The sequence below is a fragment of the Microcystis sp. M44BS1 genome (genome assembly GCF_020244875.1).
Lineage (GTDB): Bacteria > Cyanobacteriota > Cyanobacteriia > Cyanobacteriales > Microcystaceae > Microcystis > Microcystis panniformis.
On the sequence record NZ_JADBVM010000130.1, the window covers coordinates 1 to 25704 of the forward strand.

Below are 25704 nucleotides of genomic sequence, written 5' to 3' on the forward strand. Positions count from 1 at the left end.
ACGCTTCACCCCCCCGATCACCGATTTCCCGTTCGATTGCTAAGGACTGTTGATGAAACTCGATCGCTTTTTGGTATTCTCCTAGGGAATAGTAAACATTGCCTAAATTACCGTAGGAAGACGCTTCACCCCCCCGATCACCGATTTCCCGTTTGATTGCCAAGGACTGTTGATAAAACTCGATCGCTTTTTGGTATTCTCCTAGGGAATAGTAAACATTGCCTAAATTATTGTAGGATGCCGCTTCACCCTCCCGATCACCGATTTCGCGTGTGATTGCTAAGGATTGTTGATGAAACTCGATCGCTTTTTGGTATTCTCCTAGGGAATGGTAAACATTGCCTAAACTGGTGAGGGATGCGGCATATTTCCAGTTGGTTTGCTCCTCCTGTTGTTGGTAAACAGTGACTAATTCAAGGTAATAATCCGCTAGGGTTTGATAATACCCCCGTCGGGTGAGAAAATCCTCGATAGCACGGAGAATATCAAAAGCATTGTCGTACTCGGTTAACTGATAGCGATGATAGAAAATTTCTAGGTAAGGTTGCACATCGTTGAGGATTTCCCAGGAGTCGGGTTGAGCAATAGAAAGATAATAGGCGATCGCTTTTTGGTGTAATTCCCTTTGATCACCGGCTTTGTATTGTGCATATTCCCAAACTAAAGGCTGAAAACTAAAAATTCGCTGGCGATTTTCCTCTTTTTCTTCTAATAATGATCGTCGCTGTAATTCTCGCAGATCTGCCGTGATCTCGGATAGTGCGATCTCTGGGTAATTATCCATCACCGCTTTGGCTGCCGGAGAATCAAATTCTCGGCGATAAATGCTGGTTTTAGTGAATAATTCCTGCTGTCTTTGGCTAAGTCGCTGAAAACTAGCATCTAAAACTAAAGCAATTCCCACTGTCTCTTGACGATGACTCCCCACCACCTGCGGATCGCTCAAAAGTTGCGATAAATTTCCTAATCCTAAATCCGCTAACCTTTCTAAACTGGGGTTTTGCGGAAATTCTGCTAAGATTAAATCCGCCACCAATCGCAGGAGTAATGGATGACCATCCACCCGTCGAGAAAAGTTCTCTAGATCCCCTGTTATTTGCGATTCTGCTAACAATTGCGCCCCTTCAGGAGGTTTCAAACCTTTTAGCTCAATCCAACGGTTAAAACCCCTAGTTTTTGGCTTTTCTCTGGTGGTGACTATAATTTTGCTGGTGTCACCTTTTTCTATCCAAGCAGTGAAAAACTGCTGATAAAATTCATTATTCCAAGAACCATCTTCCCCTAATAAACTCTCTAGATTATCGATAATAATTAGGTGGCGATGGCGTTGCAATTGTCTGATTAAAGCTTCCTGTAAATCTATTTCTTTTTCGGGGACAGGATAACCAAATTCCGTCAGGAATTGGCGAGCTAAACCACTAAATCCCCCCAGATTTCCCGCTTCCCACCAAAAGCGTTTTGGGAATAAATCTTCATCGTCCCCTAGGGAAGGATCGAGGGGAATTTCCTCCTCAAAAATTTTACTGGCTAGGGTAGATTTTCCAATTCCTCCAACTCCTTTGATGCCAATCATCGCAACATTTGGATCAGTAAACCACTGCTTAATTTGGGTGATTTCCTCCTTCCTTCCCTGCCAATAGGCGAGACGTTTTCGAGCATTTCCTCCCTTGTAAATACTCCTTTGACTACTGCGATTATTTTCTATTGCGTCTGCTTTTGCGTGCAGATCCGCCAGTCATTCAGGAGGGATTCCTAGATTTAAATCACCCTTAACTTCTTGAATGTTCAATTGTTGTTTAATATCTTTGTTAATTTGCATACCAATTTGAGTTTTCGTTTCTGTTTGATTCTGATTAATTGTCATAATTTGTTGTGCTAGGGTTTGGATTTCTTGGGCAAAATTGGGGTCTTTGAGCATTTCTACCTGTAAAAAGGGAACCACTTGCTGTTCAATCATCGCCTCGGATTTAGTTTGTTCGGCTGCCGCTAAAACCTTGGCTGCGGTGGGTTCCTTTTGTAACTTTTGCTTAATTTTTTGCCACAATTCTACACCTTTATCCATTGCTCCTTCCGTTAATTTACCGATAACAGCTTCAAAGGCAATTTTAGCGATTTCGGCGGCGGCTAACTCTGCTAACATAATCATCAATGGGGAGAATTTTTCGCCATTCTAGCACAACGGCAACAGCAGTTGTGGACGGTTTAAATGTTTGGTTGACTGTTCAAGAAGTAAAGAACAAAACTCTGATATCGTTGCCACAACAGGATTTAGATTAGGGCGAAGCGGACGCGCTGGTAAGCTAAGACATATTTAGGGTTTGCGGCAAAAAGTACGGGCGAAGCATTCGGATAGAAAATCTCCGGTTTCACCGATAGGTTATTGCCCGAATGCTTCGCCCCTACAGGACGCGGGCCGATGAAGACGCAAAAATCTTGCACCTGTTTCGCTCGTAAAGCCACAAAACCCCTACCTTGCCTACATTTCACATTTATTCAGCAAACCCTATTTAAACTGCTTATTCTTAGATTAGCCGAATCTCCTCCAATTCCTTTACTGTTGCCTCTTGCCTCGTCTCAACAAGCAATTTAAATGCGCGGGCAGCCTATCAGTCCACAGGGGTTATTTGCGATCATGAAAATTAAGACATAGTTAAGCGATCGGGCATAACACACCATTGGAGCGGACAATATTGGTAGGTTTTTGTTGGGAGGGAAACGTGATCGTTTGCCCCTCAATTAAGCCGTTAGGCAAATACGAGATATTTGTTTTTTAGGTAAGTCTCAGCAATTGTAAAGATCACAGAAGGAGTTAAATATGTCAGAAGAAAATATTCCTATTCAAATACAAGATAGAGATAATGTACTTGCGGCTGATGACGGCATAGAATGGCGTTATGGAAAACGCCCCGATTATTCAGGAACGAATAAAACGTTAAGGGTGCAAAGCGAAAAACATCATCCCACTGGCTCCTTAGAAGCTATTGCACAGAATTTAGTAAGAACATTTGAAATGGAAGCCACTTACAAGCTAAATCCCAATCAATGGACATCGGTTGATATAGATCAATTTAGAATGCGTACTAACCACGGTCCTGAATATACAGTACAAGATATTATAGAACGCGGAACTTATAATTTATTTTTAGGCGAAACACCGGTTTATAGTTCAAAAGCTGAAGATTTTGAATCAGGTGCAGCCAGTTTTATGAATGCTTTTAAAACTGGTTTTGTTTGGGAAGTTATTGAGGCTTATAGCGGTCCGCCAAGAGTTATTTTTAAATGGAGACATTGGGGAACACATCAAGGAGAATTTAAAGGTCATGCGCCTACCAACAAACTAATAGAAGTATATGGCATTACAATTGCTGATGTAAATGCAGATTTAAAACTAACTTATGTCGAACATTTTTTTGATAATAGCCAATTTTTAGAAAAATTGGTTTCTGGCGGAAAGTGTCCAATGCACAGTTAGGAAATGACAAGGGTGGGATCACCCACAAATCTGCAAAATCCATCGGGTTACTTTTGGTCCTCTAGTCATTTCATACTAAATCCGTTGAGTAACGCACAGAAAACGGGTTTCTCCGAGAAACCCGTTTTCTCCTCATAAAAGCAAAAAATTGAGGCACTTTTTCCCTGAAAATTTAGGTAATTGGCCACCTCAAAACCGGTAAAACCCCACACCCTGTCCCCACGAAAAACTTTTTCAGATGAACGTAGGTTGGGTTGAAGCATGAAACCCAACGCCTGCCCATGTTACGCTACCGCTAACCCATCCTACAAATAATTGTGCCTCCCTACTTAACGGTGATTATAATCCTAGAGAGGATTCTTTTTTTCCTATCACTGCATAGAAGGGATCAGCAACCATAATTCCTAACATTTGTAGGAAACTGGGGGTAGTAGCAGGACGAACGATCGCCTGTACTTCCCTAAATCCCGCCACCGATTTAAAATAGGATTTCACTAACGCTACCCGGCCTAAATCGCTATTATCGCGCCAAGCAGCGATCGCTTTTTGGTAAAACATTCGATTGGAAAAACTAACCACCACCAGACCATTAGGCCTTAAAATGCGATACAGTTCCGCAAAAATCGCCTCTGGATACTGCAAATACTGCACCGACACCGTTATTAACACCCCATCAAAAGAACTATCCCCTAGGGGCAATTTTGGCTGTGCATTGAGGTCTTGGACAAAATAACTATGCAAGCGGGGATTTTTGGCTAACTCCTCCCCATTCATCCCGTGACCTTCGATATGCTCAAATTCCATCTCCTCCGGCAAATGGGACACCCAGCTGCTCATCAGGTCTAAAATGCGCGTATTCGGCGATAAGATCTCTCGGTAGAGAGCGGTTAATCGATCGATAAAACCCTCATCCACGTGGGTGACAAAGCGGGGAAAAGCATAAAAATCGCTGTCTTTCGTCGGATCGAGTTTAGTTCTTTCTTCGGGTCGGAGCATTTTTGTCAAGTTAATTTTACCATTCTTAACATAGCCCAGAGACAGAAAAAAGGGTTAACCGAACTGGTCAAAGTTAGATGGCACAAAGAAGACGATCCCCTGAACCCAGGCCAAAGATTTACACCTCATCTCGACCTACTCCAGATAACTGAGTATGTCAAGTGTTGGATATTCCCTTAGAATGTAAAATGTAAAGACTGTAGATACATAAGGTTAATTCATGTTTTGGGCCGACAAAATTGCTGCGGATGCACAAATAAACCAAGTTGTCAACGATTCAAAAACCCCATCTGGAAGAGTTCATGTTGGATCGTTGAGAGGGGTTGTGATCCATGATGTGATTGATCGAGCCTTAAAACATGGTGGTAAATCATCGAAATTCCTCTATGGTGTTGATGATTATGATGCACTTGATACTGTTCCCCATTATCTCGATCGAGAGAAGTTTGCACCTTACTTAGGGTTTCCCCTTTGCAATGTCCCTTCACCGGACAATAGTGCCAGCGATTATGCAAAGTACTTCATGGGGGAGTTTCTAGAGGTTTTCGAGCATTTGGGGGTTAGACCAGAGGTTTACTATTTGCGTGATCTATACCGCTCAGGTCGATTAAATTCCTACATTGATACCTTCCTCAAAAACGCTCATTTGGTCAGAGAAGCCTATCTAGAGGTGAGCAAAGCGCGTCGGCCAGATAACTGGTATCCCTTTCAGATCGCTTGTGAAAATTGCGGCAAGATTGCAACAACGGTTGTGTCAGATTATAACGGGTCAGAAGTTTTTTATACTTGCAAACCTGATGCAACAGATTGGGTTCAAGGTTGTGGTCATTCAGGCTGGGTTTCTCCTTTTAATGGCAATGGTAAATTACCTTGGAAAGTTGAGTGGGTGGCAAAGTGGGATCTATTGGGAATCACCATTGAGCTTGCGGGTAAAGATCACTCCCAGAAAGGAGGCTCTAGAGATGTCGCGAATGCAATTTGTCGAAAAGTGCTACGAAAACAGCCACCTTTCCATTCACCCTACGAATTCATTTTAGTCAATGGCACGAAGATGAGTTCATCAAAGGGGGTTGGTTCAAGCGCCAAAGAAATCGCTGAGTTACTTCCTCCTGAGCTACTTCGATTTTTAATGCTACGAACTCAGCCTAAGACAGTTATTAACTTTGCGCCCAATTATGAAACGACAACTCGGCTATTTAGAGACTACGATTCTCTAGCTGATAAGTATCAAGCTTTATCAGCAGATGCCCAGCAAGAATCTGCTTTGCCTGAAGAGTTAATGCCATTGTTTTACTCTCAACTTGATGGAGTAATTAAGCCTTACCATCCTTTTGATCTCAGCACGCTGATTTCTTTACTGCAAGTGCCTCATCTCGATATTCGTCAAGAGATTGAAAAACGTAGTACTCAGCCTTTAAGCGAATATGATTGGCAAATTGTCAATCAAAGGATTTCAGTTGCTCAAAAATGGTTGGCGGACTATGCTGACGAAGAAGAAAAATTGGTTCTTTATCTTGACAGGATTCCTGAGAAAGTTAGGGACTTGACTCAGGAGCAGGTTGCTTATCTTAGACAGCTAACTCATAGCTTGACAGATGTTCAAGGTTGGGAAGCTGACGAATTGCAAACAACCTTATTTGCAACAGCAAAAGAGTTAGAAATGCAGCAACCCCTTGCATTTAAAGCTGTTTATTTATCGTTCTTAGGTAAAGAGCGTGGGCCAAAAGCTGGAGCTTTGCTGTCTTATTTAGAGCGTGATTTTGTGATTACTCGTCTTCAAGATGTTGTGCAAATAAATGAATCTCAGCTTGCTCTTATTTCTGAATAGACAGAAAAAAGGGTTAACCGAACTGGTCAACCCCTAGGCTTGGGAACGCGCTGTAAATCTTAGCTTTGAACGACTAGCTTAACGTTAGCGTTTTGCAGACCGCGCTGTTTCACTTCGGATAGGGTTTTGTTCACAGCGTATTTTTGGTTGATCGAGTTGATCAATTCGGTTTGATTGTGTTTTTTGGCTACACCCCAGAGGTCAGCGATTAAATCGAAACTGCCGTCGGTGTTGCGAGACCAACCGAGATCATATTCGCCATCGAGAACAGCAACGATGTCGGAGCGAACCCGTTGACCGTTGTAACCACGAACATCAGCTTCGGTTTTCACGCTAATGCCGAGGTCGCGGAGAGAAGCTTTGAGGATTTCGGCATCGGTGATTTTGGTCCGGAGAGTGCTGAAATGAGACATTGGAATTTCCTCTTTGTAGATAAGAATTAACAACAACAGATTGAGAGTTAAAGAGTGCCGCCAAGCGGCTTTTCGAGGCATTGCTAGTTCCTGAGAACTAGCCTTTCATCCCGTTGGGACCGGGCGAAAGTCTGTTAGAACTCCAATCGCTGGTACTCAGCGACGGAGGCCGAAGCAGGTCGGGCGCGTTGTCTGGCCCAATCACGCAGGGCAGTTACCTGTTCGGTCATGGTGCGAGATAGGGGCAGGGTCGCCTTAATCGCCGCAATAATGTCTAATTGCGTGAATTCGCGATCTTGGGCGAAGGCCTCATACATGGCGGCAATCAGCGCCTGTTCTATTTCCGCACCGGAAAACCCATCGGATACCTTGGCTAACTGCTCCAAATCGAAGCGAGAAATGTCGGAGCGTCGTTTAGTCAGGTGAATATTAAAGATATCTTGTCTTTCTTCGGAATTGGGCAAATCCACAAAGAAGATTTCATCGAAGCGCCCCTTGCGGAGAAATTCCCCCGGTAGCCGTTCAATCCGGTTAGCTGTGGCCATGACGAAGACGGGCGAGGTTTTTTCCTGCATCCAAGTCAGGAAGGAGCCGAAGATGCGGCTAGAGGTTCCCCCATCGGAATCGGCGGATCCTGTACCACCGGCAAAAGCTTTATCTAATTCATCGATGAACAGAATGGCCGGAGAGATGGATTCGGCAGTTTTTAAGGCATTACGCAGGTTAGCCTCGGAACGTCCCACCATGGAACCATCGTAAACCCGTCCCATATCTAAGCGCAGGAGCGGTAAACTCCAGAGGCGCGAGGTGGTTTTAGCGATTAAGGACTTACCACAGCCCGGCACTCCTAAAATTAGCATCCCTTTCGGTTGCGGGAGTCCGTAACCTCTGGCTCTTTCTGTAAAGGCGTTCGAGCGCTGTTTTAACCATTTTTTTAGTTCTTCCAGACCGCCGACGGCATTGATGGTCTCGTCCTCTTCAATGTATTCTAAAATTCCGTTGCGGCGAATCAGTTGTTTTTTCTCGGAAAGGACGATTTCTACCTCGTCTTCCGTCAATTTGTTCGCTTTTACATAGGCCTTGCGGTACACCTTTTCGGCTTCATCTTTGGTTAAGCCTAAGGCCGCTTTCAGGAGTTTTTCCCGTATCTCTGTGGTGGTACGACGATTTTTATTTTTGGCTAGGTGTTGCGAGAGAACCGTATCTAACTCTCCCATGTCCGGCAGGGGAAAATCTAGAACTACCACGTCTTTCTCTAGTTCTATGGGGACTTCTTGCAGGGGAGACATTAAAACAATGATTTTTTCGGTTCCTTTAAAGCTGGCGATCGCATCTCTTAACCAGCGAGTCACTGGAGCAGAAGTGATGAACGGATGCAGGTCTTTGAAGATGTAGATGCCCGCTTCCCGTTGACGCACTACCCATTCGATCGCCGCTTCCGGCGACACGGTATTATGTTGACTGGTTTGGCGCGGTTGACCCAGTTCGATCATGCCGTGGGTGACAGTCCAGACAAACACCCGTCGATGTTGTGTATTTAGTTGGGCTATTTTGCTGATGGCTTCTTCTGCCCTTTCCTCCTCGGAGGTGACGAGGTAAATCAGGGGATACTGAGCCTTGACGAGAATTTCTAGCTCTTCTTTCATAACATCGACCCTATTTGTGGTAACGGTTTAGACCTTGGGCGGCTGATGGCTGTAGATGCCTTGTTCGGCTACTGCGAGTTTAGCAGGGAACTAAGGCTGCTTCTCCCTCTGCGGTTCCTTGAGCGCCAACGGGTTCGGGAACTTCGATCGGGAACTCGTCGCCCACTATTGCGGGCTGGCGTTTGATCGACCTTAGCCGATCTTCTTTCATCACTAACGCGGCATCACACTCGGGACAGACATGAACCTGATAGGTTTTGCCGTAGGCGGTGGCTTCGATTTCCTCTACCTTTTCGGGGTATTTCAGGTAAAAAGCGATCGCTTTCTCCACCAGCCCTGACATCGATTCTTCATCGATCGCGGCTCTGATCTTTAGTTGACGATGGACTCCAGGGGGAAGGTACAGTGTGACTTTTTGCTTGTCTTGCATATCACTAAATTGGTTTACCCGGGTATGTGTCTCTACTATAACCACTGTCTTTCTCTCCTGTCAAGATGGTAAGCTGTTATAACGGCATAATTGTAATATTTCTTTACAATTGTTGGGGAAGTGGGATGAGGAAGTGGGGAAGTGGGGAAGTGGGGAAGTGGGGAGGTGGGGAAGTGGGGAGGTGGGGAAGTGGGAAAGTGGGGTGATAGGGAAGTGGGGTGATGGGAAAGTGGGGTGATGGGGAAGTGGGGAAATGGGGAAATGGGGAAATGGGGAAATGGGGAAATTGAACTAAAACCCCAAAACCCCAAAACCCCAAAACCCTAAAACCCCAAAACCCCAAAACCCCAAAACCTGACTCCTATTGAATTCAGCCAACCCTAATTACTATTGATGCGACTTAAAAAAGCTTGTAGGCGCTCGCTGTGGGGATTATTAAAGAAGGTGTCGGGATCGCCTGCTTCTTCGATCACACCTTGATTAAAGAACAAAACCTTGTTAGAGACTTCCTTAGCGAACTGCATTTCGTGGGTGACGACCACCATAGTCATACCGTCATCGGCCAATTGACGCATAACGTTTAACACTTCCCCGACTAATTCCGGATCTAGGGCCGAAGTGGGTTCATCAAATAAAATCACCTCTGGTTTCATGCAGAGACTGCGAGCGATCGCCACCCGTTGTTTTTGGCCTCCCGATAATTGGTCGGGATAAACATCGGCTTTTGGGGCCAAACCCACCTTTTCCAGATACTGAATTGCCGTATCCTTAGCCTCATTTTCCGAGTGGTGTAACACTTGCTTGGGGGCCAACATCAAGTTTTGTAAAACGGTGAGATGGGGAAAAAGATTAAAGTGTTGAAACACCATACTTACCCGGCTGCGTAACTTGCGGAGGACTGATTGATTTAACTTCGGGGAAGAGATGTCAATCCCCATCACCTCCAAGCGGCCGCCGTTAATTGTTTCCAAACGATTGAGACAGCGTAAAAAGGTACTTTTGCCGCAGCCAGAGGGACCGATTACCGATACCACGTCCCCTTGATAAAGAGTGCCTGTAACTCCTTTAAGTACCTCTAAAGAGCCGTAACTTTTGCGTAAACCTTCACTAACAATCACAGGGGTGGTAGTGGTCATGATGTCCTCTCGTAAAAAATTTTACATTCTGTATAAAGGTATCGAGATTAGTTTCTGCCAGATTGTATCCTTGACGACATTTTATCAAGAGGAATAATCATAATACTCAAATAGTCTCTCTACATCTGTCTTAGGTGAGGAGTAGGACGAAATCCTTAACTTAATTGAGTAAAAAAATCAAGGAGAAACAATTAAAAAATGATTAAATTTTGGCGAGGGCGGGCGGTGCAGAGAGTCATCTTTGCCTTGTTAGGATTAGTCTTGGCGATCGGATTAAGTGTTATTCCCGCTTTTTCCCAGACCCCTCCTAATCCCTTTCGAGTCGCCACAGAAGCAACTTTTCCGCCCTTTGAATTTCAACAAGGGGGACAATTAACTGGGTTTGATATCGATTTAATGCGGGCGATTGGCAAGGAAGCCGATCTCAACATTGACTTTAGAAATTTACCCTTTGATGGTATTATTCCGGCTCTACAAGCAAGAACAGTGGAAGCCGCTATTAGTGGCATGACAATCACCGCCGAACGCGCCCAAGCGATTTCTTTTTCTCGACCTTATTTTAGGGCTGGTTTAGCGATCGCTGTTCGGGAAGATAATAAGACGATTAGAAATTTTGAAGACTTAAAAGGCAAAAGAATTGCCGTCCAAATTGGCACAACGGGAGCCTTAGAAGCGACAAAAATACCTGGAGCAGTGGTTAGTCAATTTGACTCGGCGGCTTTAGCTTTGCAGGAATTACTTAATGGTCGAGTTGAGGCGGTAGTTAACGATAAACCCGTGACTTTGTATGCAATTAAAGAAGCGGGTTTACGGGGAGTAAAGGTGGTCGGAGAATTATTAACGGAGGAATTCTACGGCATTGCTTTACCCAAAAATTCCCCCTATCTCCAGTTAATTAATGATGCTCTCGGTCGAGTCATAGAAAGTGGTCAGTACGATGTTATTTTTCAGCAATGGTTTGGAGAAAAACCGCCGGTCTTACCCTTAGTTGCCCCAGCTTTAAAGAATTTACAGGAATCGAGGTTTAACTGGGGAGAATTATTCTATAACCTGATTGTGAAAGGGGTTCCCTGGACAATTCTGTTAACGGTTCTGTCTTTTCTGTTCGGGTTAATCGGTGGAACTTTAGTGGCTATTGCCCTGATTTCTCCCTACAAATGGTTAAAAATAATTTGCCGCATCTATGTGGATTTCTTTCGGGGAACACCAATGCTGGTGCAATTATTCTTGATCTATTTTGGTTTGCCCGGATTGTTCCGAGAAATTGGCTTAAATATCGACTTAGATCGTTTACCAGCGGCCCTATTTGCCCTAAGTTTAAATGTGGCGGCCTATTTAGCTGAAATTATGCGCGGCGGTATTCAATCGATCGATAATGGTCAATGGGAAGCTTGTTCTAGTCTAGGAATGTCCCCGGTGCAAACCATGCGCGAGGTGATTTTTCCCCAAGCTTTTCGCCGAATGTTGCCACCCTTGGGGAATGAATTTATTACCCTAATTAAAGATACCAGTTTAGCGGCAGTAATCGGTTTTGAAGAATTATTCCGGCAAGGTCAATTAATGGTAGCCACTACCTATAAAGCTTTCGAGATTTATATCGCCGTTGCTTTAGTTTATTTGGTTTTAACTACCCTTTCCTCTGTGGTATTTAAGCGCTTAGAGATTTATATGGATCCCCTACATAAATCTAAACAGGAACAGAAAGCTTAGGGGCAACAGAATCGTAGAGATTATGGCGAAAAACGGACGATAGCGTTTGGAGAACTTGAAAAACAGGTCTATTGCCTTGTATATACCTTAAGAGGCAAATCGTGTCGATTAATTAGTGCTAGGAGGGCAAATGAGCGTGAACGAAAAGCCTATTACAGTTTTCTTAAAGGACGGTAGCCAAGAGAAAATCGTCATCGAGTCCGGCACGGAAAAACTAAAAGAGAGGGAACGTCTCAACAAGATGACCGAAGAGGAAATAGATCAAGCTGCCCGTTCCGATCCCGATGCGTTACCGGTAGAGGATGAGGAAATCTGGAAACAAGGTAGATGGGTAGGTCCTGAACCTTTATCTGAATTGGTTAGGACTTGCTGAAAAAGTAAGGGCGAAGCATTCGGATAGAAAATCTACGGTTTCAGCGATGGGTTATACCCGAATGCTTCGCCCCTACAGGACTTGGCGTTGCTGAATCAAGGTATGAATGACAATCTTGCACCCATCCAAAAGTTAGTTTAGGTCTAGGTTTTAAAAATCCCACAAAAGAAGATTCATATCTCAAATCAGCAACGCCAAATTACTTTGATAGCAAGGATTGCATTGCATCTTGACAATTAGTGTTTAATGAACGAATAGTGCCGATAGTTGGGCTTAAGTCGGGAACAAGACTTGCCCTGAGCCAGCTTGCCCTGAGCCAGGCCGAAGGGGTCGAAGGGGTCGCTCGATTTAGCAGTGGAATTAGCCCTACGCCGATTGTAGGGCTAATTCATGAATTAGCCCTACAATCGGCCTTGTCAAATTGAAAGATGCTCCGAATCAGCACCGGAGCATTGCATCTTTCCTCTTCTGATCTGACAACGCCCTCGATTTCCTGACGTAATTGCCGATTACTCTTGACAAGTTGCTGGTTTTGTGCTTCTAGAGACTCAACCCGTGCCTGGGTGGCTTACAATTCTTTAACTAATTCCCGATAGACCGAGAGGGGAACCGAGGGGCGACCAGTGCAACTCTGGGGTATTTGGGGGGAAGTACGCGGCGTAGTGGTCATGAATTGACTAATTTAGGGCTTTTAAGCGGTAAAAATGACCCACTGGACCGGTTCCGCGACCGATAGCGAGGGAATGCTCAAGGGCGTTAGTAACGTAATCCTTGGCTTTTTTCACCGCTATTTTCAGGTCATCCCCCAAAGCGAGGTTAGCAGCGATCGCAGCCGATAGGGTACAACCAGTCCCGTGAGTATTATTGGTTTCGACGCTTCTGGTCTTAAAAGTTTCCCATTCCTCCCCATCAAAGCAGAGATCAACCCCACGCAGCCGGCCTTTCATCCCTCCTCCTTTCACTAATACTGGTGTGGCCGACTTCTGGAAAATAATTTCGGCGGCCGCTTTCATCGTCTCAAAATCATTGATCTCAATGCCACTTAAAAGCTGTGCTTCGTAACGATTGGGGGTAATAATCGAAGCCAGAGGAATTAAACTATCCAAAAGACTATCTACAGCCCGATCATCAATTAATTTGGCTCCTACCCGCGAAACCATAACCGGATCCACCACTAAACTGATTAAACGCCAGCGCTCGATCGCCTCGGCCACTGCTTCGATAATCTCGCTGCTGAACAGCATTCCCGTCTTGACCGCTGACACAGACATATCCCTGACCACGGCATCGATTTGGGCCGTGACCATTTCTGGACTTAGGGACTCGACGCGCTCGACCCCTAGGGTATTTTGGGCGGTAACGCAGGTAAGGGCGCTGGTGCCGTGAACTCGATGGAAGGCGAAGGTTTTCAAATCAGCTTGAATTCCCGCGCCGCCACCACTATCGGAACCGGCGATGGTGAGGGCAATGGCAGTCATAGGCGGTTAGCGATCAAAAGGACGACGACGTTGCAAGAATTCGGGGATATCTAATCCCGCCGGTTTTGGTGGTTCGGGAGTGGCTGCTGGACTGGGTGCGGGGGTATTGATCACCACCTTGCTACCGGTGGAACGAGAGGGGGATTCCCCGGAAAAACCGGTGGCAATGACGGTAATTCTGACTTCTCCCTGCATTTTCTCGTCAATTACTGCCCCAAAGATGATATTAGCGTTGGGATCCACCACTTCATAGATAATTTCGGCGGCGGCATTGACTTCGTGTAGGGTTAGATCTTGACCGCCGGTGATGTTAAAGACTACGCCTTTCGCCCCTTCGATCGAGGATTCCAGTAACGGTGAGGATATAGCCGCGATCGCGCCTTCCTTAGCCCGAGATTTTCCCGAACCGATGCCGATGCCCATTAGGGCCGAACCCGCATCGGCCATCACTGCCCGCACATCGGCGAAATCCACATTTACCAGACCGGGGATAGTGATAATATCCGAGATACCCTGTACCCCTTGCCGCAGCACATCATCAGCGACCCGAAAAGCCTCCTGTAGGGGAGTGTCGGCGGGTATTACCTGTAATAACTGGTTATTGGGGATAATAATCAGGGTATCGACCCGACTTTGTAAACCGCCCACCCCCTCATCGGCCTGATTAGTGCGACGACGACCCTCGAAGGTAAAGGGACGAGTCACAACTCCCACGGTCAAACAGCCGATTTCTTTGGCAATTTCGGCCACAATTGGAGCGGCCCCCGTTCCCGTGCCGCCGCCCATGCCGGCGGTAATAAAGACTAGATCGGTTCCTTCCAATGCTTGGGCGATTTCATCCCGAGATTCTTCCGCCGCTTTCTGTCCGATCGCCGGATTGCCCCCCGCCCCTAGGCCACGGGTTAATTTTGTCCCGATTTGTAACCTCTGGGGGGCGGAGGAGTGGGCCAGGGCTTGGGCGTCGGTGTTAATTGCCCAAAATTCGATTCCAGTCACGCCACTGGCGATCATGCGGTTAACGGCGTTACAGCCCCCACCGCCGACCCCGATCACCTTGATCTTGGCGACATTACTTGGCACGATGCGATTACTACGACTTTCTTCTCGGGGTGTCATCTGTGATTCATGGGGGCGAGTAAATAATACTCCAGCATTATTCTGAGAGTAATGATTATCTTCGCTCATAGCTGAACTGGCATAATCGTTACTGTTCAGATTGGGATAGGTGGGAACGATTTCATTAATCGATGTCATTGGAATTGGAACACTCTTAGTACAAGCTTCTGTTATTGGTTTGATGAATCAGAGATGCAATGTTAACACTATCACTAATATTATGTCGGTTCCAGTATCTACATTATCAGTTTCTGGTTCAGAAAATCATAATTTGGGGTTTTTGGCAATACCTAAAGGGAATAATTGCGGTTATTTGCTGATCAATTCCAGTTAATCCCTAGGAGTTGCCGTTACTTTGGCAACCATAGGGGCTGGCTGCGGTTTTAATTGTACAGTGGGAGCATCGGGATTGCTCAGGTCAATGTAGAGAATTCGCGCCAGAGGTATCTTGGATGACAATGGCCGCGATTGTACGAGAGCGGTTAATTTTTCGGGCAATCTATCTTTATAAAAACCTAAATAGACCTGTCCCAGTTGGGTTTTTAGTACAAGATTACTAGGGTTGCGCCAATCGATGGCGGTAACTTTAATTGATAAGTTATCAATTAAGGGATAAATTTTTTGCCACTGTTGTTGATATTGTCGGTCGTAACCAAGCACTTCTAGGCTAGGTAATTGGGTTTTGGGCAGAGTTCGACCATAATAGTTTTGAGGAATTATCGTTCCGGAGGCATCTAAAAAGCCTTGCTGTTGATGGGAACGCCAACGGGCAACAGGTTTTCTTTCTTGAATAGAAACAATCACTTTCGGGGGTAATAATTGCCGCTCGATCTTAACGTCGGCAATAGCGGGAATAGCCGCTAATTTTTCTCGTAATTGATGGGTGGGTAATTCCCAGAGAGACAGAGGATAGCTTAATTTTAGCCAAGCACGAATCGACTCGGGTGACATTAATTCCGTGCCTGCGATTTCCACCTGTCCGGCCTTGCTAATTGTCCAATAGGGTGAAGTCATCCCCCAAGCTAATCCCGTCGCTAAACCACTAACCACCAGAAAGCGACCTAGGGCTTGCCACACCTTTGATCGCCTTTGGTGGCGCAGGTTTTGTCGTTTTTGTTCCAGGGAGAGGGATGAAAGGATTTGATCGCTCATAGGGAAAATCTGGGGCAGTTTTGCTGTTATCTTAGGTCGCGAGGTGGGCTGCTGGCAACTCGATCGCTACTCAAGTAATCAGTTTGACAAAGAAAGAGATAATAAATGTTATAACAGTAGTAGTCTACAGGCGTTCTTTTGTCTGTCTCCAGTAAACCTAAACGCTCCTTTTTGCCAAGATATTTCGACGGTCAGCCAGAAAGAGCGTTCTGGCAAGAACAGCCTAATTTATCCGAAAATTACCTATGGTTATCAACAAACGCGGACTTGTTCTCGGTGCTACAGCAGTGGTCCTGTCTACCGTCGCCGTCACGGGGGCGGGATTCCGACTCTCCCAAAGTCAAGCTTTTTTTCAGGAAAGTCCCAAGGAAACCGTTGATGAGGTTTGGCAGATCATCAACCGCACTTATTTAGATGGCACTTTTAATCAATCGGACTGGAACGCCATCCGCAATCAGTATTTAAATCGTTCCTACAAAAATCAAGAGGAAGCATACACCGCTATCCGCGAGATGTTGAAAACTCTCAATGATCCCTATACCCGTTTTATGGATCCCAAAGAGTTTAACAATATGAAGATCGATACATCGGGAGAATTGACTGGGGTAGGGATTCAACTGACCAAAGATGAGAAAACCAAGCAGTTAGTCGTGGTTTCACCTATTGAAGATACTCCCGCTTCTAAAGCTGGTGTGCTGCCCAAAGATGTGATTATCGCTATCGATGGTAAATCTACCGAAGGCATGGAACTCGATCAAGCGGTGAGCATGATCCGCGGCAAAGTGGGGACAAGCGTTAAGATCACGATTCAACGGGGTGAGGAGAAGAAAGAATTGACTCTTACCCGGGCCAAAATTGAAATTCACCCGGTGCGCGCCCACACGGAAAACACCCCGATCGGTAAAATCGGTTATATCCGTCTTAATCAATTTAGCGCCCAAGCTAGTGGCGATATGAGTCAAGCGATTCGCGAATTGGAAGCCGAAGAGGTGAAGGGTTATATTCTCGATCTGCGTTCTAACCCCGGCGGTTTACTCTACGCCAGCATCGAAATCGCTCGGATGTGGATACCCGATGGTTTAATTGTCTCTACGGTCGATCGCAAAGGGGTGACGGAACGTCAACGGGCCAACAATCAAGCTTTGACTAATAAACCGCTGGTTGTTCTCGTCGATGGTGGTTCCGCCAGTGCCAGTGAAATTCTCTCTGGAGCTTTACAGGATCATGATCGGGCGGTTATTGTCGGTACGAAAACCTTTGGTAAGGGATTAGTGCAATCGGTACGCAATCTCAGTGACGGTTCGGGATTAGCGGTGACAATTGCCAAGTATCTTACCCCCAAAGGACGCGACATCAATAAAGATGGTATTCATCCGGATGTGGAGTCGGAACTGAGCGAGGAAGATCGCAAAAATCTTCAACAGGAACGGGATCGTGTGGGAACCTTCCAGGATCCTCAATTCAAGAAGGGTTTTGAAATCTTGGAAAAAGAAATCACTGAAGGCAAGAAAACGCCCACCAATACCGCTAAACAATAGGTTGACATTTGCCCGCTCGAATTAAACCCACCCGACGGGCGATCGCTTCTCCCCGCTCGGCAAAAGGACCCCAGTATTGACCATTAACTGGGGTTTTTCCGTTTTCTAGGGCTATAATCTGACAAATTCCCGTATTTTCCTGGACAATGTACCAGTTTTGTTCGCTATTATCCATAGATTTTTCTCCTTATACCCCAAACCCTAGGGTTGATTCATAGTAGGGTTGATTCATGAATCAACCCTACCCCAAACCCCACACCCCAAACCCCACACCCGAAACCCCACGAAAAACTTTTTGCCGCAAACCCGAAGTAAAAAATTTTTATCAACTTCTTGACAAAACCGGGGAGATAAATGCTAATATTAAAAAGGTCTGTCCAATGGGGATTAGCCAAGCGGTAAGGCAGCGGGTTTTGGTCCCGCCATTTCCTAGGTTCGAATCCTAGATCCCCAGTTTAAGATTTTTTATTCCCAGTCCGCCAATGATTGAGAATATCCTCGATCAAAGCTTCCTTGAGCCAAATGCGAGCGATAAGCGTCAGGGGGACCGCCAGAAATAGCCCTAAAAAGCCAAAAATCGAGGCAAAAAACAACTGGGCCAACAGGGTAAAAGCGGGTAAGAGCTTGAGCGATCGCACTGTTAAAATGGGCAGCGGTGAATGATGGTCGAAATATTGAATGAACAGATAAATACTGCTGTAGAGTAGTAAAACCGCCCAGGGTTGCCAGGGAGCTTCCAGAAGGGCGATAGAAAAGGGTAAAATCGTGCTTAGAACCGGCCCGAGGTTGGGGATAAAGGTGAGAAATCCTGCCAGAATAGATTGGGAAAAAGCGAGGGGAATGCCAATCAGGGATAGACCCAAGCAACTGCCCAAGGTCATAATCAACATATGACAGAAAATCCCTTTCAGCCAAGCTTTTAAATCTCGATCGCACTGTTCTAGGATCGATCGTACTCTAGGACGGTAGAAAGCGGGAAATAAACGCAGAAAACAACGGTGGTAAGCGGCAGGATCGGCGAGAATCATCAAGCTCAGGGCAATAATTAGCAGTAAGCTGAGGATAATGCCGAAAGTACCGTAAAAAATGCTTAAACCCCGGCCAGCAATTTGGTTAATCAGGGGTTGTAATTGAGCCAGCAGCGTTTTAAAGTCTGGGAAGACAGTGGCCAGACTAGGATCGAGATAATCCTCAAGACTATGGACTTGTCCCCAGAGTCTTTCTATAGCTTGGGGAAGTAAACTAAATAATTGGCGAAATTGTTGGACTAAAGCGGGTATAATCCCCACAAAAATACCGATAATACCAATAAAAAAGCCAAAAAGAGTGATAATTAGGGCGGAGGAACGCTTGAGGTGATGACGCTGCCACCAAGTCACAGCCAAATTTAAAATCTGAGCCAGAAGAATCGCCATCAATAATAATAAAAGAATCTGTCGAATCTGCCAGAGAATCAACAGACAAAAGACTAACAGGACTAAACCGAGGCTGCTGCCAAAAGTCATGATGAGTAAGGAGAAAAATTCCTAATCAGTTATTGTCCGTCTCCAGAGGGCAAAAACCGTGAGCAGAAAAGGAGTAAAAACCAGAATTAAAGTGTTAAGAGGACTGGGAGCGATCGATAATAAAGGGGCAAGATATTTAATTCCCAGGGAAATCAAAGCCGATATCAAGATTATTTTGATAATAAAGCCGCTCATAGATCAATGTTTAGGTGACACCAGCACTATCTTATCCCTGAAGAGGTTAAAAATTGCTCAAAATGTGGAAATCATACCCCATCAGTTTTATTAATACTAGGGCGAAGGGGCTAGATTTTCTGGGGGAGGTCGGTTCTGAGGGAACGGGAAAGTGTGAGACAATAGAAAGAAAAGGCTTAGTCAATTAACTAGAGATATTCATTGCTAGGATTAAAGACTTATCCTAAATCCGGTTATTAAAAACTGATTATTTATTCCCCCTTTTGCCTCTTGCCTCTTGCCTTTTGCCCGTCCTGATATGTAGCCTATACTCAACGGATTTAGTATTAATGGCAAGAATGAATCTTGACAACAAATAAAATTTACCCTGTCCACCGCCTCTATCTTGCCGCCAATAGTCACCGTGATCACTTTAACTCTTTTACACCCCAGCCAGTCCACGCCCCTACAACATTGGCAGTTTGACAATGATCAATCAACCATTCTCATCGGCAGGGCGCTGGATAATCATGTAGTTCTCTATAGTGCTGTGGTTTCGAGGCGGCACTTAGAAATCCGCCATAATAATGATCACGATGATTGGGAATTGGAAAATTTAGGGGCAAATGGGACGTTTCTCAATGGCAAACCGGTCGAGAAAACCGTCGTCGTTGATGGTATGGTGGTTCGTTTAGCCGCCTCCGGCCCGCAAATTCAAATTCGTCTCATCAATGAGGACGAGCAACCAAAATTAATCCTCAAACCCCTAGAGGCTCCTTTGGTGGGCGACCAAACCCAGCCGGAAAAGGATACTATAGCCAGCTAGAAAATATTAAATTTTTATAAAGTTTTTTCAATTTCCTTAACAAAATGTAAAAATAGATACAGAATAAGAAATAAAATCTTCTAACTTGTTGTCCCTAAATAGAGACGACAAGAGAGATTAAAGTCACTTTAAAGCATTGCAGGGAGTCGGTGATATGACGTTAGCCTATCGAGGAGTTAAGTACGAAAGGGATTCTCTCCCCTTGGAGATGAAGACCGGAGATATCGGGGGTAAATACCGAGGTCAAGACTGGAATCACCATTATCCTCGCCATATGCTCCAATTAGAGCCGAAACTGCATCGTCAGTATCGTGGAGTTGCCTACAGCACCCGTCCTCATCTTACCGGGCAAGTCATCCCAAGCACTTGTCCGTTGCCCGTTGTCAAACCCCCTGTTGTTGTCCAAGAGGAAACCCTTTCTAGCATCCATCTGAACAATATTCGTCTTCGTCTGGAACGTCGTTTACAAATCGCTCAAGAGAATGGGGATGAAACCCTCGTTAATCTCTTGAAAAAAGAATCCCAAGACTTAGCCTTAAACTGCTAATCTAGCAGTTTTTTTGCCACTTTCCCCTCGGTTCTGCCGGGGGGAATATTTTTGGGCGCAAAAATCTTATCGATAGAAATTATCACCCTGGTTAGGAGTTTACAGGCTTTTAATTAGATTAGGTCGAGGTCTATTTTAGTTCGGGTTCGGATGGGGGCGTTGTATCATTTCCACAACATTTTTGATACCTTGGATAAAAGTTTGAAAACTACGGGATTTATTTTCAGTTAGGGAAAGATGGGGGGCAATCTGTTTAGAATGGGTTCCTGCATAATACTCTTTCACTAGCTTTTTTAATTCTTGTTTGGCCGAGTTAAGCAGGTCTGGTTCTCTGTATTTACTTTTATTTTGTTTTTGGCTGAGACTATTTAAATTATACGCCTTGGCCACCGCTGCTAAATCTCCCAGAAACCAAGATTCTAATTCATGGCAAATAATCCGAATTAAGACTTGAGCATCACTGGCATTTTGACAAATTTTCCCTAGTTCTTTTTTGAGTTCTTGACAATCGTGGGAGTCCTGATCATGGACAATGATAAATTTGGTATTGGGACTAGATTTATTGAAAGCTTTGAGTTTTATAGGAATAGATTTGGCTAGGTCTTGTTTACCTTGATGACTGATACATATATAGCTTATTTCTGGGGGAATAAGCTTAGGCAAAAGTTCGTCTAACACATTTTCTATAGATGACTCTTCTAGCAAAAATACGATATCATAGTTCATTAGGGTGCTACTCCTTCAAACCAGCCTTGATTCCAAAGATAGCCGGGTAAATCGCCTTCCGCTACTAAGTTTTTGAGGATTTCGCTATCGGCAGCCCTATGGATTTGGGTGATACCTTGGGATTTAATTAGCCAGAAAATACTAGCTAGTGGAACCGCGTTGATAAAATCGGGGGAGTGGCTAGAAACAAATACCTGACCCCCCCGATCGCTATAGTGGGCGAATTCTTCGGCTAGTTCTTTTAATAAAGTAGGATAAAGTTGGTTTTCTGGTTCTTCGACACAGAGTAGGGGATGAGGATTGGGATCGAATAGTAATATTAAATAAGCGAACATTTTCATAGTCCCGTCAGAAACATAGCGATCGATAAAAGGGTCTTTAAAGGCCTGATCTTGAAAACGTAAAATCAAGCGACCGTCTTCGGTTTCTTTGGCTTCCACAGAGGAAATACCCGGAACTCGTTGTTTCATTTTTTCGAGAATTTGCTGAAAAATTTTGGGATATTGTTGATAAATATATTGAGCGACTGTAGCTATATTGTCGCCGGTGGTGGATAAGTGTTCAGCATAAGATATTTCTTGACTTCCTCTAGCTTCGCTAATATGAAAGTCAGAAACGTGCCAATTTTCAATCAGAGAACGAAAGGCTGTAGCGGCTTTAAAACGTTGAAATTGTCCTAATCCTTTGATTGCTAGTATGTCGTTAGATTCTAGCTGTTGTTCTTCTCGATCGAGTTCTTTATCCGGTTTACTAAAATCTTCTTCGTTGGTGATAGCATATCCTTGGCCAAGTTGAAAATCTAAAAAATGAAAAGGTTTACCGTGTTCACCCCTTTTATAGCGAAGTATTTCGCGTTTGATAACGGGGCGATTATTGTTTTGTCCAATTATAAGTATATAAGTAACCAGACGTTCTGTATCTAAGATTTTCATGCGAAATTGCAGCTCGATTTCAATATTTTCCTGTTCTTGACCTCTAGTGATAATTTCTCTATAACCGCCGCGAATTTGTAAAGCTTGGCGAATGTTGTTTTTGAGGGCATCTCGCAGAAACCCAAAAATATCAAATAGAGTAGATTTTCCCGTGCCGTTAGCTCCAATAATCACACAAAAAGGGGGAATATCTCTTATGTGTATATTTTTAAACATACGATAGTTTTTTATTTTAATAGAAACAATTTTCATGATATAATCGAGCCGTTATAGTTTTTTTGATTATACGATTGATCCGGTGAAGATAAGTAGGTAGGCGTTAAAAATTATCAGACACCCCCCTTATCAAGGGGGTATCGAACCTAAAATCCATTTTTAATTTAATTATAACCAGCTACTTAATTGATCAATTAGCTAAAAAAGCCAGAGATTAGGCTCTCTGGGAAATTGGGGGATAAATCAGCTAGAAAATAGAGAGGCAAGCTCAACCGACTGAAGAAGGGACAAGAAACCAGACTCAACACAAGTTGCCCAAAATAGCGTAAATTGTCTATAAATTTGTTCAACGACTTCAATTAGTACAAATGTTTGACTGTATTATCATCGGTGCGGGACCAGCAGGAGCGACGGCGGGTTATCATCTAGCTAAAAAGGGACGATCGATCCTGATCCTCGATAAAGCGAAATTACCCCGTTATAAACCCTGTGGTGGGGGGGTATCCCCAGCAATTAAGCAATGGTTTGATTTTGACTTTACTCCCGTGATCGAGAATACCGTCACGGAAGTACAGTTTACTTGGAAACAGGGGGATACCGTCACCACTAAGTTAAATATGCTAGAACCGATGTGGATGGTACAAAGGGATCGTTTCGATGATTTTTTAGGTCAACAGGCGATCGCAGTCGGGGCAACTATCCAAGATAACAGCGAAGTTACCCAGATCAAATTCGTCCAAGATCACTGGCAAGTTACCACATCCCAGGGAACATTTTCAGGTAAATATCTGATTGCTGCCGATGGTGTTAAGGGTAATACCAGTCGCTGGTTGGGATTACCAGCGAAAAACGAAGCGATCGGGGCTACTCTGGAAATTACTAACGCAGAAGCGACTATTCCACCCCAAAAAGCTTTTTTTGATTTTGGTTCCCTAAAAAATGGTTATATCTGGGCTTTTCCCAAGTCTAATGGTTACACAATTAGCGGTGCTTGTTTTAAGGGCAGCATCAAATCCGAGGAGCTAAAAAAACAACTGTTAAATTATGCCCGTCAAAAGGGCTGGAATTTAGAGGATTATCACTATAGTGAGTATGCTTTAGCTTTTTGGAACGGAAATCAACCGCTACACGCCCAAAATGCCCTAATTACAGGAGAAGCGGCGGGGATTCTCGATCCTCTCATCGGTGAGGGTATCCGTCCGGCAATTTTGACGGGAGTTAAGGCAGCCGAGGCGATTGAGCGAGCTTTAGCCGGAGATAATCAGGCTTTAGCGAGCTATAGTCGGATAATTCGGGAAGAATGGGGTGAAGATATGGCTTTAGCGGCCAAATTGGCTGGTTTATTCTATCAATTTACCCAAATCGCCTACAATGTCGCCGTTAAACGTCCGATCGCCGGTCAACTGATGGGACGTATTCTCGTGGGAGATTTAAAATACCGGGATGTTACGGAACAAGCGATGCAACAATTGAAAAAGCGTTTACTGCCCGGATTCGGTTGGTGATAACACCTCACGCACCAGGGTGGGGGTGACTCGATCGCTAATGGTGACTTGGCCGATCGCCGTTGGTAAAATAAATCTAACTTGGCCATCTTTAACCTTTTTATCGGCAGTGAGAGCATTGACCATCTCATCGGCATTTAAAGGCGGAATACGGGTTTCTAAGGCGGCTTTTTCGATTAGATCGGTTTGACGTTGATTTTCCCCGGCGGTCCACATTCCCAGTTTAACAGCGATCGCTCCTGCCGCCACCATCCCCAGGGCCACCGCTTCCCCGTGGTTAACGCTAGTATATCCCGTTAAACTTTCAATGCCGTGGGCGATCGTGTGACCATAGTTTAAGATCGCCCGCAAACCCGCTTCTTTTTCGTCTTTGCTTACCACATCTGCTTTAGCTTGGCAAGACTTTGTAATAATTGTTTGCAATAGCTCGCCATCGATCTGAGAAAAACTAGCTAAATTGTCCGAGTCTTCTAACTGTTGAAATAACTCAGCATCCCAAATTACACCGTATTTAATCACTTCTGCCATTCCTGCCCGAAATTCTCGCACGGGTAGAGTTTTAAGCACGTCAGGATCGATCAGAACTAATTTCGGTTGATAAAACGCCCCGATCAGATTTTTGCCCTGGGGATGATTAACACCAGTTTTACCCCCGATGGAAGCATCCACCATCGCTAACAGGGTGGTGGGAACCTGGACAAAATTAACACCCCGTAACCATGTGGCTGCCGCAAATCCCGTCATATCCCCGATCACACCACCACCGAGGGCAACCATAGTCGAGGAACGTTCCAGCCGGTGAGCGAGGGCGGTATCATAAACTTGGGCGATCGCATCGAGGGTTTTATAATTTTCGCCGGCGGGGATCAGATGAGTAAAAACGACAAATCCCGCTTTTTCTAGAGAATTAACGGCTATTTGCCCGTAATAGTCAAAAATTTCGGGATTAGAAACCAATAAAACCTTTTTACCTAAGTTTAACTGGCTCATTTCTCCACCGAGATTAGCTAAACTGTCCTTCTCGATCAGAATATTATAGGAGCGATCGGGTAAATTAACGGGAATACAAATAGCCATAGGGTGTGGGGTGTGGGGTGTGGGGTGTGGGGAAGTGGGGAAGTGGGGAAGTGGGGTGTGGGGTGTGGGGTGTGGGGTGTGGGGTGTGGGGAAATGGGGAAATGGGGAAATGGCGTGTGGGGAAGTGGTAAGAATAAATAAAATAATCTCCTGTCTCCTGTCTCCTATCTCCTGACTCCTATCTCCTGACGACCGACTCCTGACTCCCGACTCCTGACTCCCGATAGCCAAAAAGATGATCGGTTATTGACGCAGCTTAGTCAACCCTAAGAGCAGACGACAGGATAAAAAACAGATAAAGCTCTCTCCCAGAAAGAGACTTAATTGCCCACTGTCAGCGATCAAGTCTGTGGATAATTGTAGGGGAACTAGGCCGCGGACTAGGGCAAAAGCTGCTACTGTACCATCTTTGAGATGGGGATTATCATCGTTACGGACGACATAACGATAGGTGACACCGAAGAGAAATCCGCTCATTATCGCCCCGGATATCTTGACAAAAGCGCCAATTACTGTGAGGGATTCCCCTAACAATAGTCGATCAACAGTTAAAAATAGCAGATAGGGAACCAGGAAAGCCAGAGCCGAGATACTCCCCACCTGTATGGATTCGATTCTTTCCTTGAGCGTAATTTGCACGATCGCCTCTCTAAAACGGAGTCACTGATGGAGTATTATCGAAAATTCGGGTTGAAAACCTCGCCCTTTAGGGCGACTTTATGTTAGCATTAAATTGAGTCGTTGACTTTGGGAACGCAGGAAACAAGCGACACTCCGTAATCCCTAAATCTCTAACCATCACTGGTACAAAAGCTTTCATCGTAAGTCCACATGGTAAGAGCGAAAAACAATTAAATACTGTGGGACACACAGAAATTTACGCTTGGGGAGTAGTCTTTAAGAGTGCT

General features: G+C 44.9%; 28 protein-coding genes and 1 tRNA gene. 11 read left to right on the plus strand and 18 right to left on the minus strand.

Features of this window, described 5'->3' with window-relative positions; genetic code table 11:
- From IM515_RS10165 to IM515_RS10175, 3 genes are all read right to left on the minus strand, one after another.
- Positions 1-1573 (minus strand): tetratricopeptide repeat protein (locus IM515_RS10165; protein ID WP_287697979.1); only part of this gene is annotated, 1573 nt, incomplete at its 3' end.
- A 162-nt stretch (positions 1574-1735) separates the two neighbouring features.
- Positions 1736-2140, minus strand: coding sequence for a hypothetical protein (locus tag IM515_RS10170; protein ID WP_287627535.1), 405 nt, complete (start codon positions 2138-2140; stop codon positions 1736-1738).
- A 128-nt stretch (positions 2141-2268) separates the two neighbouring features.
- The gene (locus IM515_RS10175; RefSeq protein WP_287627536.1) at positions 2269-2487 is read right to left on the minus strand and encodes a hypothetical protein; all 219 of its coding nucleotides are present in this window, start codon (positions 2485-2487) and stop codon (positions 2269-2271) included.
- A 328-nt stretch (positions 2488-2815) separates the two neighbouring features.
- On the opposite strand from IM515_RS10175, the gene IM515_RS10180 reads away from it, so the two are divergent.
- On the plus strand, positions 2816-3472 hold the full coding sequence (locus tag IM515_RS10180; RefSeq protein ID WP_002765229.1) for a nuclear transport factor 2 family protein: 657 nt from the start codon (positions 2816-2818) through the stop codon (positions 3470-3472).
- A 339-nt stretch (positions 3473-3811) separates the two neighbouring features.
- Here the strand turns inward: IM515_RS10180 and IM515_RS10185 are convergent, their stop codons facing one another.
- Complete coding sequence (locus IM515_RS10185) at positions 3812-4468, minus strand: class I SAM-dependent methyltransferase (protein ID WP_287627538.1); 657 nt, start codon at positions 4466-4468, stop codon at positions 3812-3814.
- Between the two features lie 220 nt (positions 4469-4688).
- Between IM515_RS10185 and lysS the strand changes: the two genes are divergently transcribed.
- On the plus strand, positions 4689-6296 hold the full coding sequence (gene lysS, locus IM515_RS10190; RefSeq protein WP_287627539.1) for a lysine--tRNA ligase: 1608 nt from the start codon (positions 4689-4691) through the stop codon (positions 6294-6296).
- A 59-nt stretch (positions 6297-6355) separates the two neighbouring features.
- Here lysS and IM515_RS10195 read toward each other — a convergent pair whose 3' ends face one another.
- The 3 genes from IM515_RS10195 to IM515_RS10205 all read right to left on the minus strand — a co-directional run bounded on the left by IM515_RS10195 (position 6356) and on the right by IM515_RS10205 (position 8785).
- Positions 6356-6709: a DUF1257 domain-containing protein gene (locus IM515_RS10195; RefSeq protein WP_002731874.1), complete on the minus strand. Its 354-nt coding sequence runs from the start codon at positions 6707-6709 to the stop codon at positions 6356-6358.
- Between the two features lie 134 nt (positions 6710-6843).
- A complete protein-coding gene (ycf46, locus tag IM515_RS10200; protein WP_287627540.1) occupies positions 6844-8355 on the minus strand; it encodes a stress-responsive protein Ycf46 in 1512 nt (503 codons plus the stop codon).
- 79 nt (positions 8356-8434) lie between these two features.
- Positions 8435-8785 carry a slr0373 family blue light stress response protein gene (locus IM515_RS10205; protein ID WP_228021039.1) on the minus strand — a complete coding sequence of 117 codons (351 nt, stop codon included), beginning with the start codon at positions 8783-8785 and terminating at the stop codon, positions 8435-8437.
- A gap of 112 nt (positions 8786-8897) precedes the next feature.
- On the opposite strand from IM515_RS10205, the gene IM515_RS10210 reads away from it, so the two are divergent.
- Positions 8898-9023 (plus strand): hypothetical protein, encoded by a 126-nt coding sequence (locus tag IM515_RS10210; protein WP_287633123.1) that lies wholly within the window; start codon positions 8898-8900, stop codon positions 9021-9023.
- 142 nt (positions 9024-9165) lie between these two features.
- Here IM515_RS10210 and IM515_RS10215 read toward each other — a convergent pair whose 3' ends face one another.
- Positions 9166-9921, minus strand: coding sequence for an amino acid ABC transporter ATP-binding protein (locus IM515_RS10215; RefSeq protein WP_287627542.1), 756 nt, complete (start codon positions 9919-9921; stop codon positions 9166-9168).
- A gap of 198 nt (positions 9922-10119) precedes the next feature.
- On the opposite strand from IM515_RS10215, the gene IM515_RS10220 reads away from it, so the two are divergent.
- The 3 genes from IM515_RS10220 to IM515_RS10225 are packed head-to-tail and all read left to right on the plus strand — an operon-like array spanning position 10120 to position 12004.
- On the plus strand, positions 10120-11631 hold the full coding sequence (locus tag IM515_RS10220; RefSeq protein WP_287627544.1) for an ABC transporter permease subunit: 1512 nt from the start codon (positions 10120-10122) through the stop codon (positions 11629-11631).
- Positions 11632-11670: 39 nt separating this feature from the next.
- Positions 11671-11808 (plus strand): BrnT family toxin, encoded by a 138-nt coding sequence (locus IM515_RS25890; RefSeq protein WP_071824355.1) that lies wholly within the window; start codon positions 11671-11673, stop codon positions 11806-11808.
- Complete coding sequence (locus IM515_RS10225) at positions 11762-12004, plus strand: hypothetical protein (RefSeq protein ID WP_287627545.1); 243 nt, start codon at positions 11762-11764, stop codon at positions 12002-12004. Before IM515_RS25890 ends, IM515_RS10225 begins: the two co-directional genes overlap by 47 nt.
- A 677-nt stretch (positions 12005-12681) precedes the next feature.
- Here the strand turns inward: IM515_RS10225 and thiD are convergent.
- The 3 genes from thiD to IM515_RS10240 all read right to left on the minus strand — a co-directional run bounded on the left by thiD (position 12682) and on the right by IM515_RS10240 (position 15750).
- Complete coding sequence (gene thiD / locus IM515_RS10230; protein WP_287627547.1) at positions 12682-13482, minus strand: bifunctional hydroxymethylpyrimidine kinase/phosphomethylpyrimidine kinase; 801 nt, start codon at positions 13480-13482, stop codon at positions 12682-12684.
- A gap of 6 nt (positions 13483-13488) precedes the next feature.
- Entirely contained in the window at positions 13489-14736 is a 1248-nt protein-coding gene (ftsZ, locus tag IM515_RS10235; protein ID WP_287627548.1) for a cell division protein FtsZ, read from the minus strand.
- Positions 14737-14928: 192 nt separating this feature from the next.
- Positions 14929-15750, minus strand: a complete 822-nt coding sequence (locus tag IM515_RS10240) for a cell division protein FtsQ/DivIB (protein ID WP_287627549.1) — start codon at positions 15748-15750, stop codon at positions 14929-14931.
- Positions 15751-15995: 245 nt separating this feature from the next.
- Here IM515_RS10240 and ctpC point away from each other — a divergent pair, with 245 nt between their 5' ends.
- Entirely contained in the window at positions 15996-17288 is a 1293-nt protein-coding gene (gene ctpC, locus IM515_RS10245; protein ID WP_287627550.1) for a carboxyl-terminal processing protease CtpC, read from the plus strand.
- On the opposite strand, the gene IM515_RS10250 is transcribed toward ctpC, so the two are convergent.
- Positions 17278-17463, minus strand: a complete 186-nt coding sequence (locus IM515_RS10250; protein ID WP_002789307.1) for a hypothetical protein — start codon at positions 17461-17463, stop codon at positions 17278-17280. The two genes, ctpC and IM515_RS10250, sit on opposite strands and share 11 nt — an antisense overlap.
- Positions 17464-17669: 206 nt before the next feature.
- Here IM515_RS10250 and IM515_RS10255 point away from each other — a divergent pair.
- Positions 17670-17742 (plus strand) — tRNA-Gln (locus tag IM515_RS10255).
- Position 17743: 1 nt separating this feature from the next.
- Here the strand turns inward: IM515_RS10255 and IM515_RS10260 are convergent.
- On the minus strand, positions 17744-18793 hold the full coding sequence (locus IM515_RS10260; protein ID WP_287627551.1) for an AI-2E family transporter: 1050 nt from the start codon (positions 18791-18793) through the stop codon (positions 17744-17746).
- Positions 18794-18814: 21 nt separating this feature from the next.
- A complete protein-coding gene (locus tag IM515_RS10265) occupies positions 18815-18988 on the minus strand; it encodes a hypothetical protein (protein WP_167341553.1) in 174 nt (57 codons plus the stop codon).
- A gap of 403 nt (positions 18989-19391) precedes the next feature.
- Between IM515_RS10265 and IM515_RS10270 the strand changes: the two genes are divergently transcribed.
- On the plus strand, positions 19392-19793 hold the full coding sequence (locus IM515_RS10270; RefSeq protein ID WP_002765209.1) for an FHA domain-containing protein: 402 nt from the start codon (positions 19392-19394) through the stop codon (positions 19791-19793).
- 154 nt (positions 19794-19947) lie between these two features.
- Positions 19948-20340, plus strand: coding sequence for a DUF4278 domain-containing protein (locus IM515_RS10275; protein WP_002765208.1), 393 nt, complete (start codon positions 19948-19950; stop codon positions 20338-20340).
- Between the two features lie 135 nt (positions 20341-20475).
- On the opposite strand, the gene IM515_RS10280 is transcribed toward IM515_RS10275, so the two are convergent.
- Complete coding sequence (locus tag IM515_RS10280; protein ID WP_002789303.1) at positions 20476-21066, minus strand: DUF4276 family protein; 591 nt, start codon at positions 21064-21066, stop codon at positions 20476-20478.
- Positions 21066-22250, minus strand: a complete 1185-nt coding sequence (locus tag IM515_RS10285) for an AAA family ATPase (protein ID WP_287627553.1) — start codon at positions 22248-22250, stop codon at positions 21066-21068. Before IM515_RS10285 ends, IM515_RS10280 begins: the two co-directional genes overlap by 1 nt.
- 332 nt (positions 22251-22582) lie before the next feature.
- On the opposite strand from IM515_RS10285, the gene IM515_RS10290 reads away from it, so the two are divergent.
- The gene (locus tag IM515_RS10290; RefSeq protein WP_287627554.1) at positions 22583-23719 is read left to right on the plus strand and encodes a geranylgeranyl reductase family protein; all 1137 of its coding nucleotides are present in this window, start codon (positions 22583-22585) and stop codon (positions 23717-23719) included.
- Here IM515_RS10290 and aroB read toward each other — a convergent pair.
- Together aroB and IM515_RS10300 are read right to left on the minus strand one after the other, a co-directional pair.
- Positions 23696-24796, minus strand: coding sequence for a 3-dehydroquinate synthase (aroB, locus tag IM515_RS10295; RefSeq protein ID WP_287627555.1), 1101 nt, complete (start codon positions 24794-24796; stop codon positions 23696-23698). The two genes, IM515_RS10290 and aroB, sit on opposite strands and share 24 nt — an antisense overlap.
- A 243-nt stretch (positions 24797-25039) precedes the next feature.
- A complete protein-coding gene (locus IM515_RS10300) occupies positions 25040-25435 on the minus strand; it encodes a hypothetical protein (protein ID WP_287627556.1) in 396 nt (131 codons plus the stop codon).
- Positions 25436-25704 lie beyond the last annotated feature (269 nt).

Coding starts and splice junctions, on each gene's coding strand:
- IM515_RS10170 (WP_287627535.1), bottom strand. CDS start 2,140: ATGTTAGCAGAGTTAGCCGCCGCCGAAATCGCTAAAATTGCCTTTGAA.
- IM515_RS10180 (WP_002765229.1), top strand. CDS start 2,816: ATGTCAGAAGAAAATATTCCTATTCAAATACAAGATAGAGATAATGTA.
- IM515_RS10185 (WP_287627538.1), bottom strand. CDS start 4,468: ATGCTCCGACCCGAAGAAAGAACTAAACTCGATCCGACGAAAGACAGC.
- lysS (WP_287627539.1), top strand. CDS start 4,689: ATGTTTTGGGCCGACAAAATTGCTGCGGATGCACAAATAAACCAAGTT.
- IM515_RS10195 (WP_002731874.1), bottom strand. CDS start 6,709: ATGTCTCATTTCAGCACTCTCCGGACCAAAATCACCGATGCCGAAATC.
- ycf46 (WP_287627540.1), bottom strand. CDS start 8,355: ATGAAAGAAGAGCTAGAAATTCTCGTCAAGGCTCAGTATCCCCTGATT.
- IM515_RS10205 (WP_228021039.1), bottom strand. CDS start 8,785: ATGCAAGACAAGCAAAAAGTCACACTGTACCTTCCCCCTGGAGTCCAT.
- IM515_RS10215 (WP_287627542.1), bottom strand. CDS start 9,921: ATGACCACTACCACCCCTGTGATTGTTAGTGAAGGTTTACGCAAAAGT.
- IM515_RS10220 (WP_287627544.1), top strand. CDS start 10,120: ATGATTAAATTTTGGCGAGGGCGGGCGGTGCAGAGAGTCATCTTTGCC.
- IM515_RS10225 (WP_287627545.1), top strand. CDS start 11,762: ATGAGCGTGAACGAAAAGCCTATTACAGTTTTCTTAAAGGACGGTAGC.
- thiD (WP_287627547.1), bottom strand. CDS start 13,482: ATGACTGCCATTGCCCTCACCATCGCCGGTTCCGATAGTGGTGGCGGC.
- ftsZ (WP_287627548.1), bottom strand. CDS start 14,736: ATGACATCGATTAATGAAATCGTTCCCACCTATCCCAATCTGAACAGT.
- IM515_RS10240 (WP_287627549.1), bottom strand. CDS start 15,750: ATGAGCGATCAAATCCTTTCATCCCTCTCCCTGGAACAAAAACGACAA.
- ctpC (WP_287627550.1), top strand. CDS start 15,996: ATGGTTATCAACAAACGCGGACTTGTTCTCGGTGCTACAGCAGTGGTC.
- IM515_RS10250 (WP_002789307.1), bottom strand. CDS start 17,463: ATGGATAATAGCGAACAAAACTGGTACATTGTCCAGGAAAATACGGGA.
- IM515_RS10260 (WP_287627551.1), bottom strand. CDS start 18,793: ATGACTTTTGGCAGCAGCCTCGGTTTAGTCCTGTTAGTCTTTTGTCTG.
- IM515_RS10265 (WP_167341553.1), bottom strand. CDS start 18,988: ATGAGCGGCTTTATTATCAAAATAATCTTGATATCGGCTTTGATTTCC.
- IM515_RS10275 (WP_002765208.1), top strand. CDS start 19,948: ATGACGTTAGCCTATCGAGGAGTTAAGTACGAAAGGGATTCTCTCCCC.
- IM515_RS10280 (WP_002789303.1), bottom strand. CDS start 21,066: ATGAACTATGATATCGTATTTTTGCTAGAAGAGTCATCTATAGAAAAT.
- IM515_RS10285 (WP_287627553.1), bottom strand. CDS start 22,250: ATGAAAATTGTTTCTATTAAAATAAAAAACTATCGTATGTTTAAAAAT.
- IM515_RS10290 (WP_287627554.1), top strand. CDS start 22,583: ATGTTTGACTGTATTATCATCGGTGCGGGACCAGCAGGAGCGACGGCG.
- aroB (WP_287627555.1), bottom strand. CDS start 24,796: ATGGCTATTTGTATTCCCGTTAATTTACCCGATCGCTCCTATAATATT.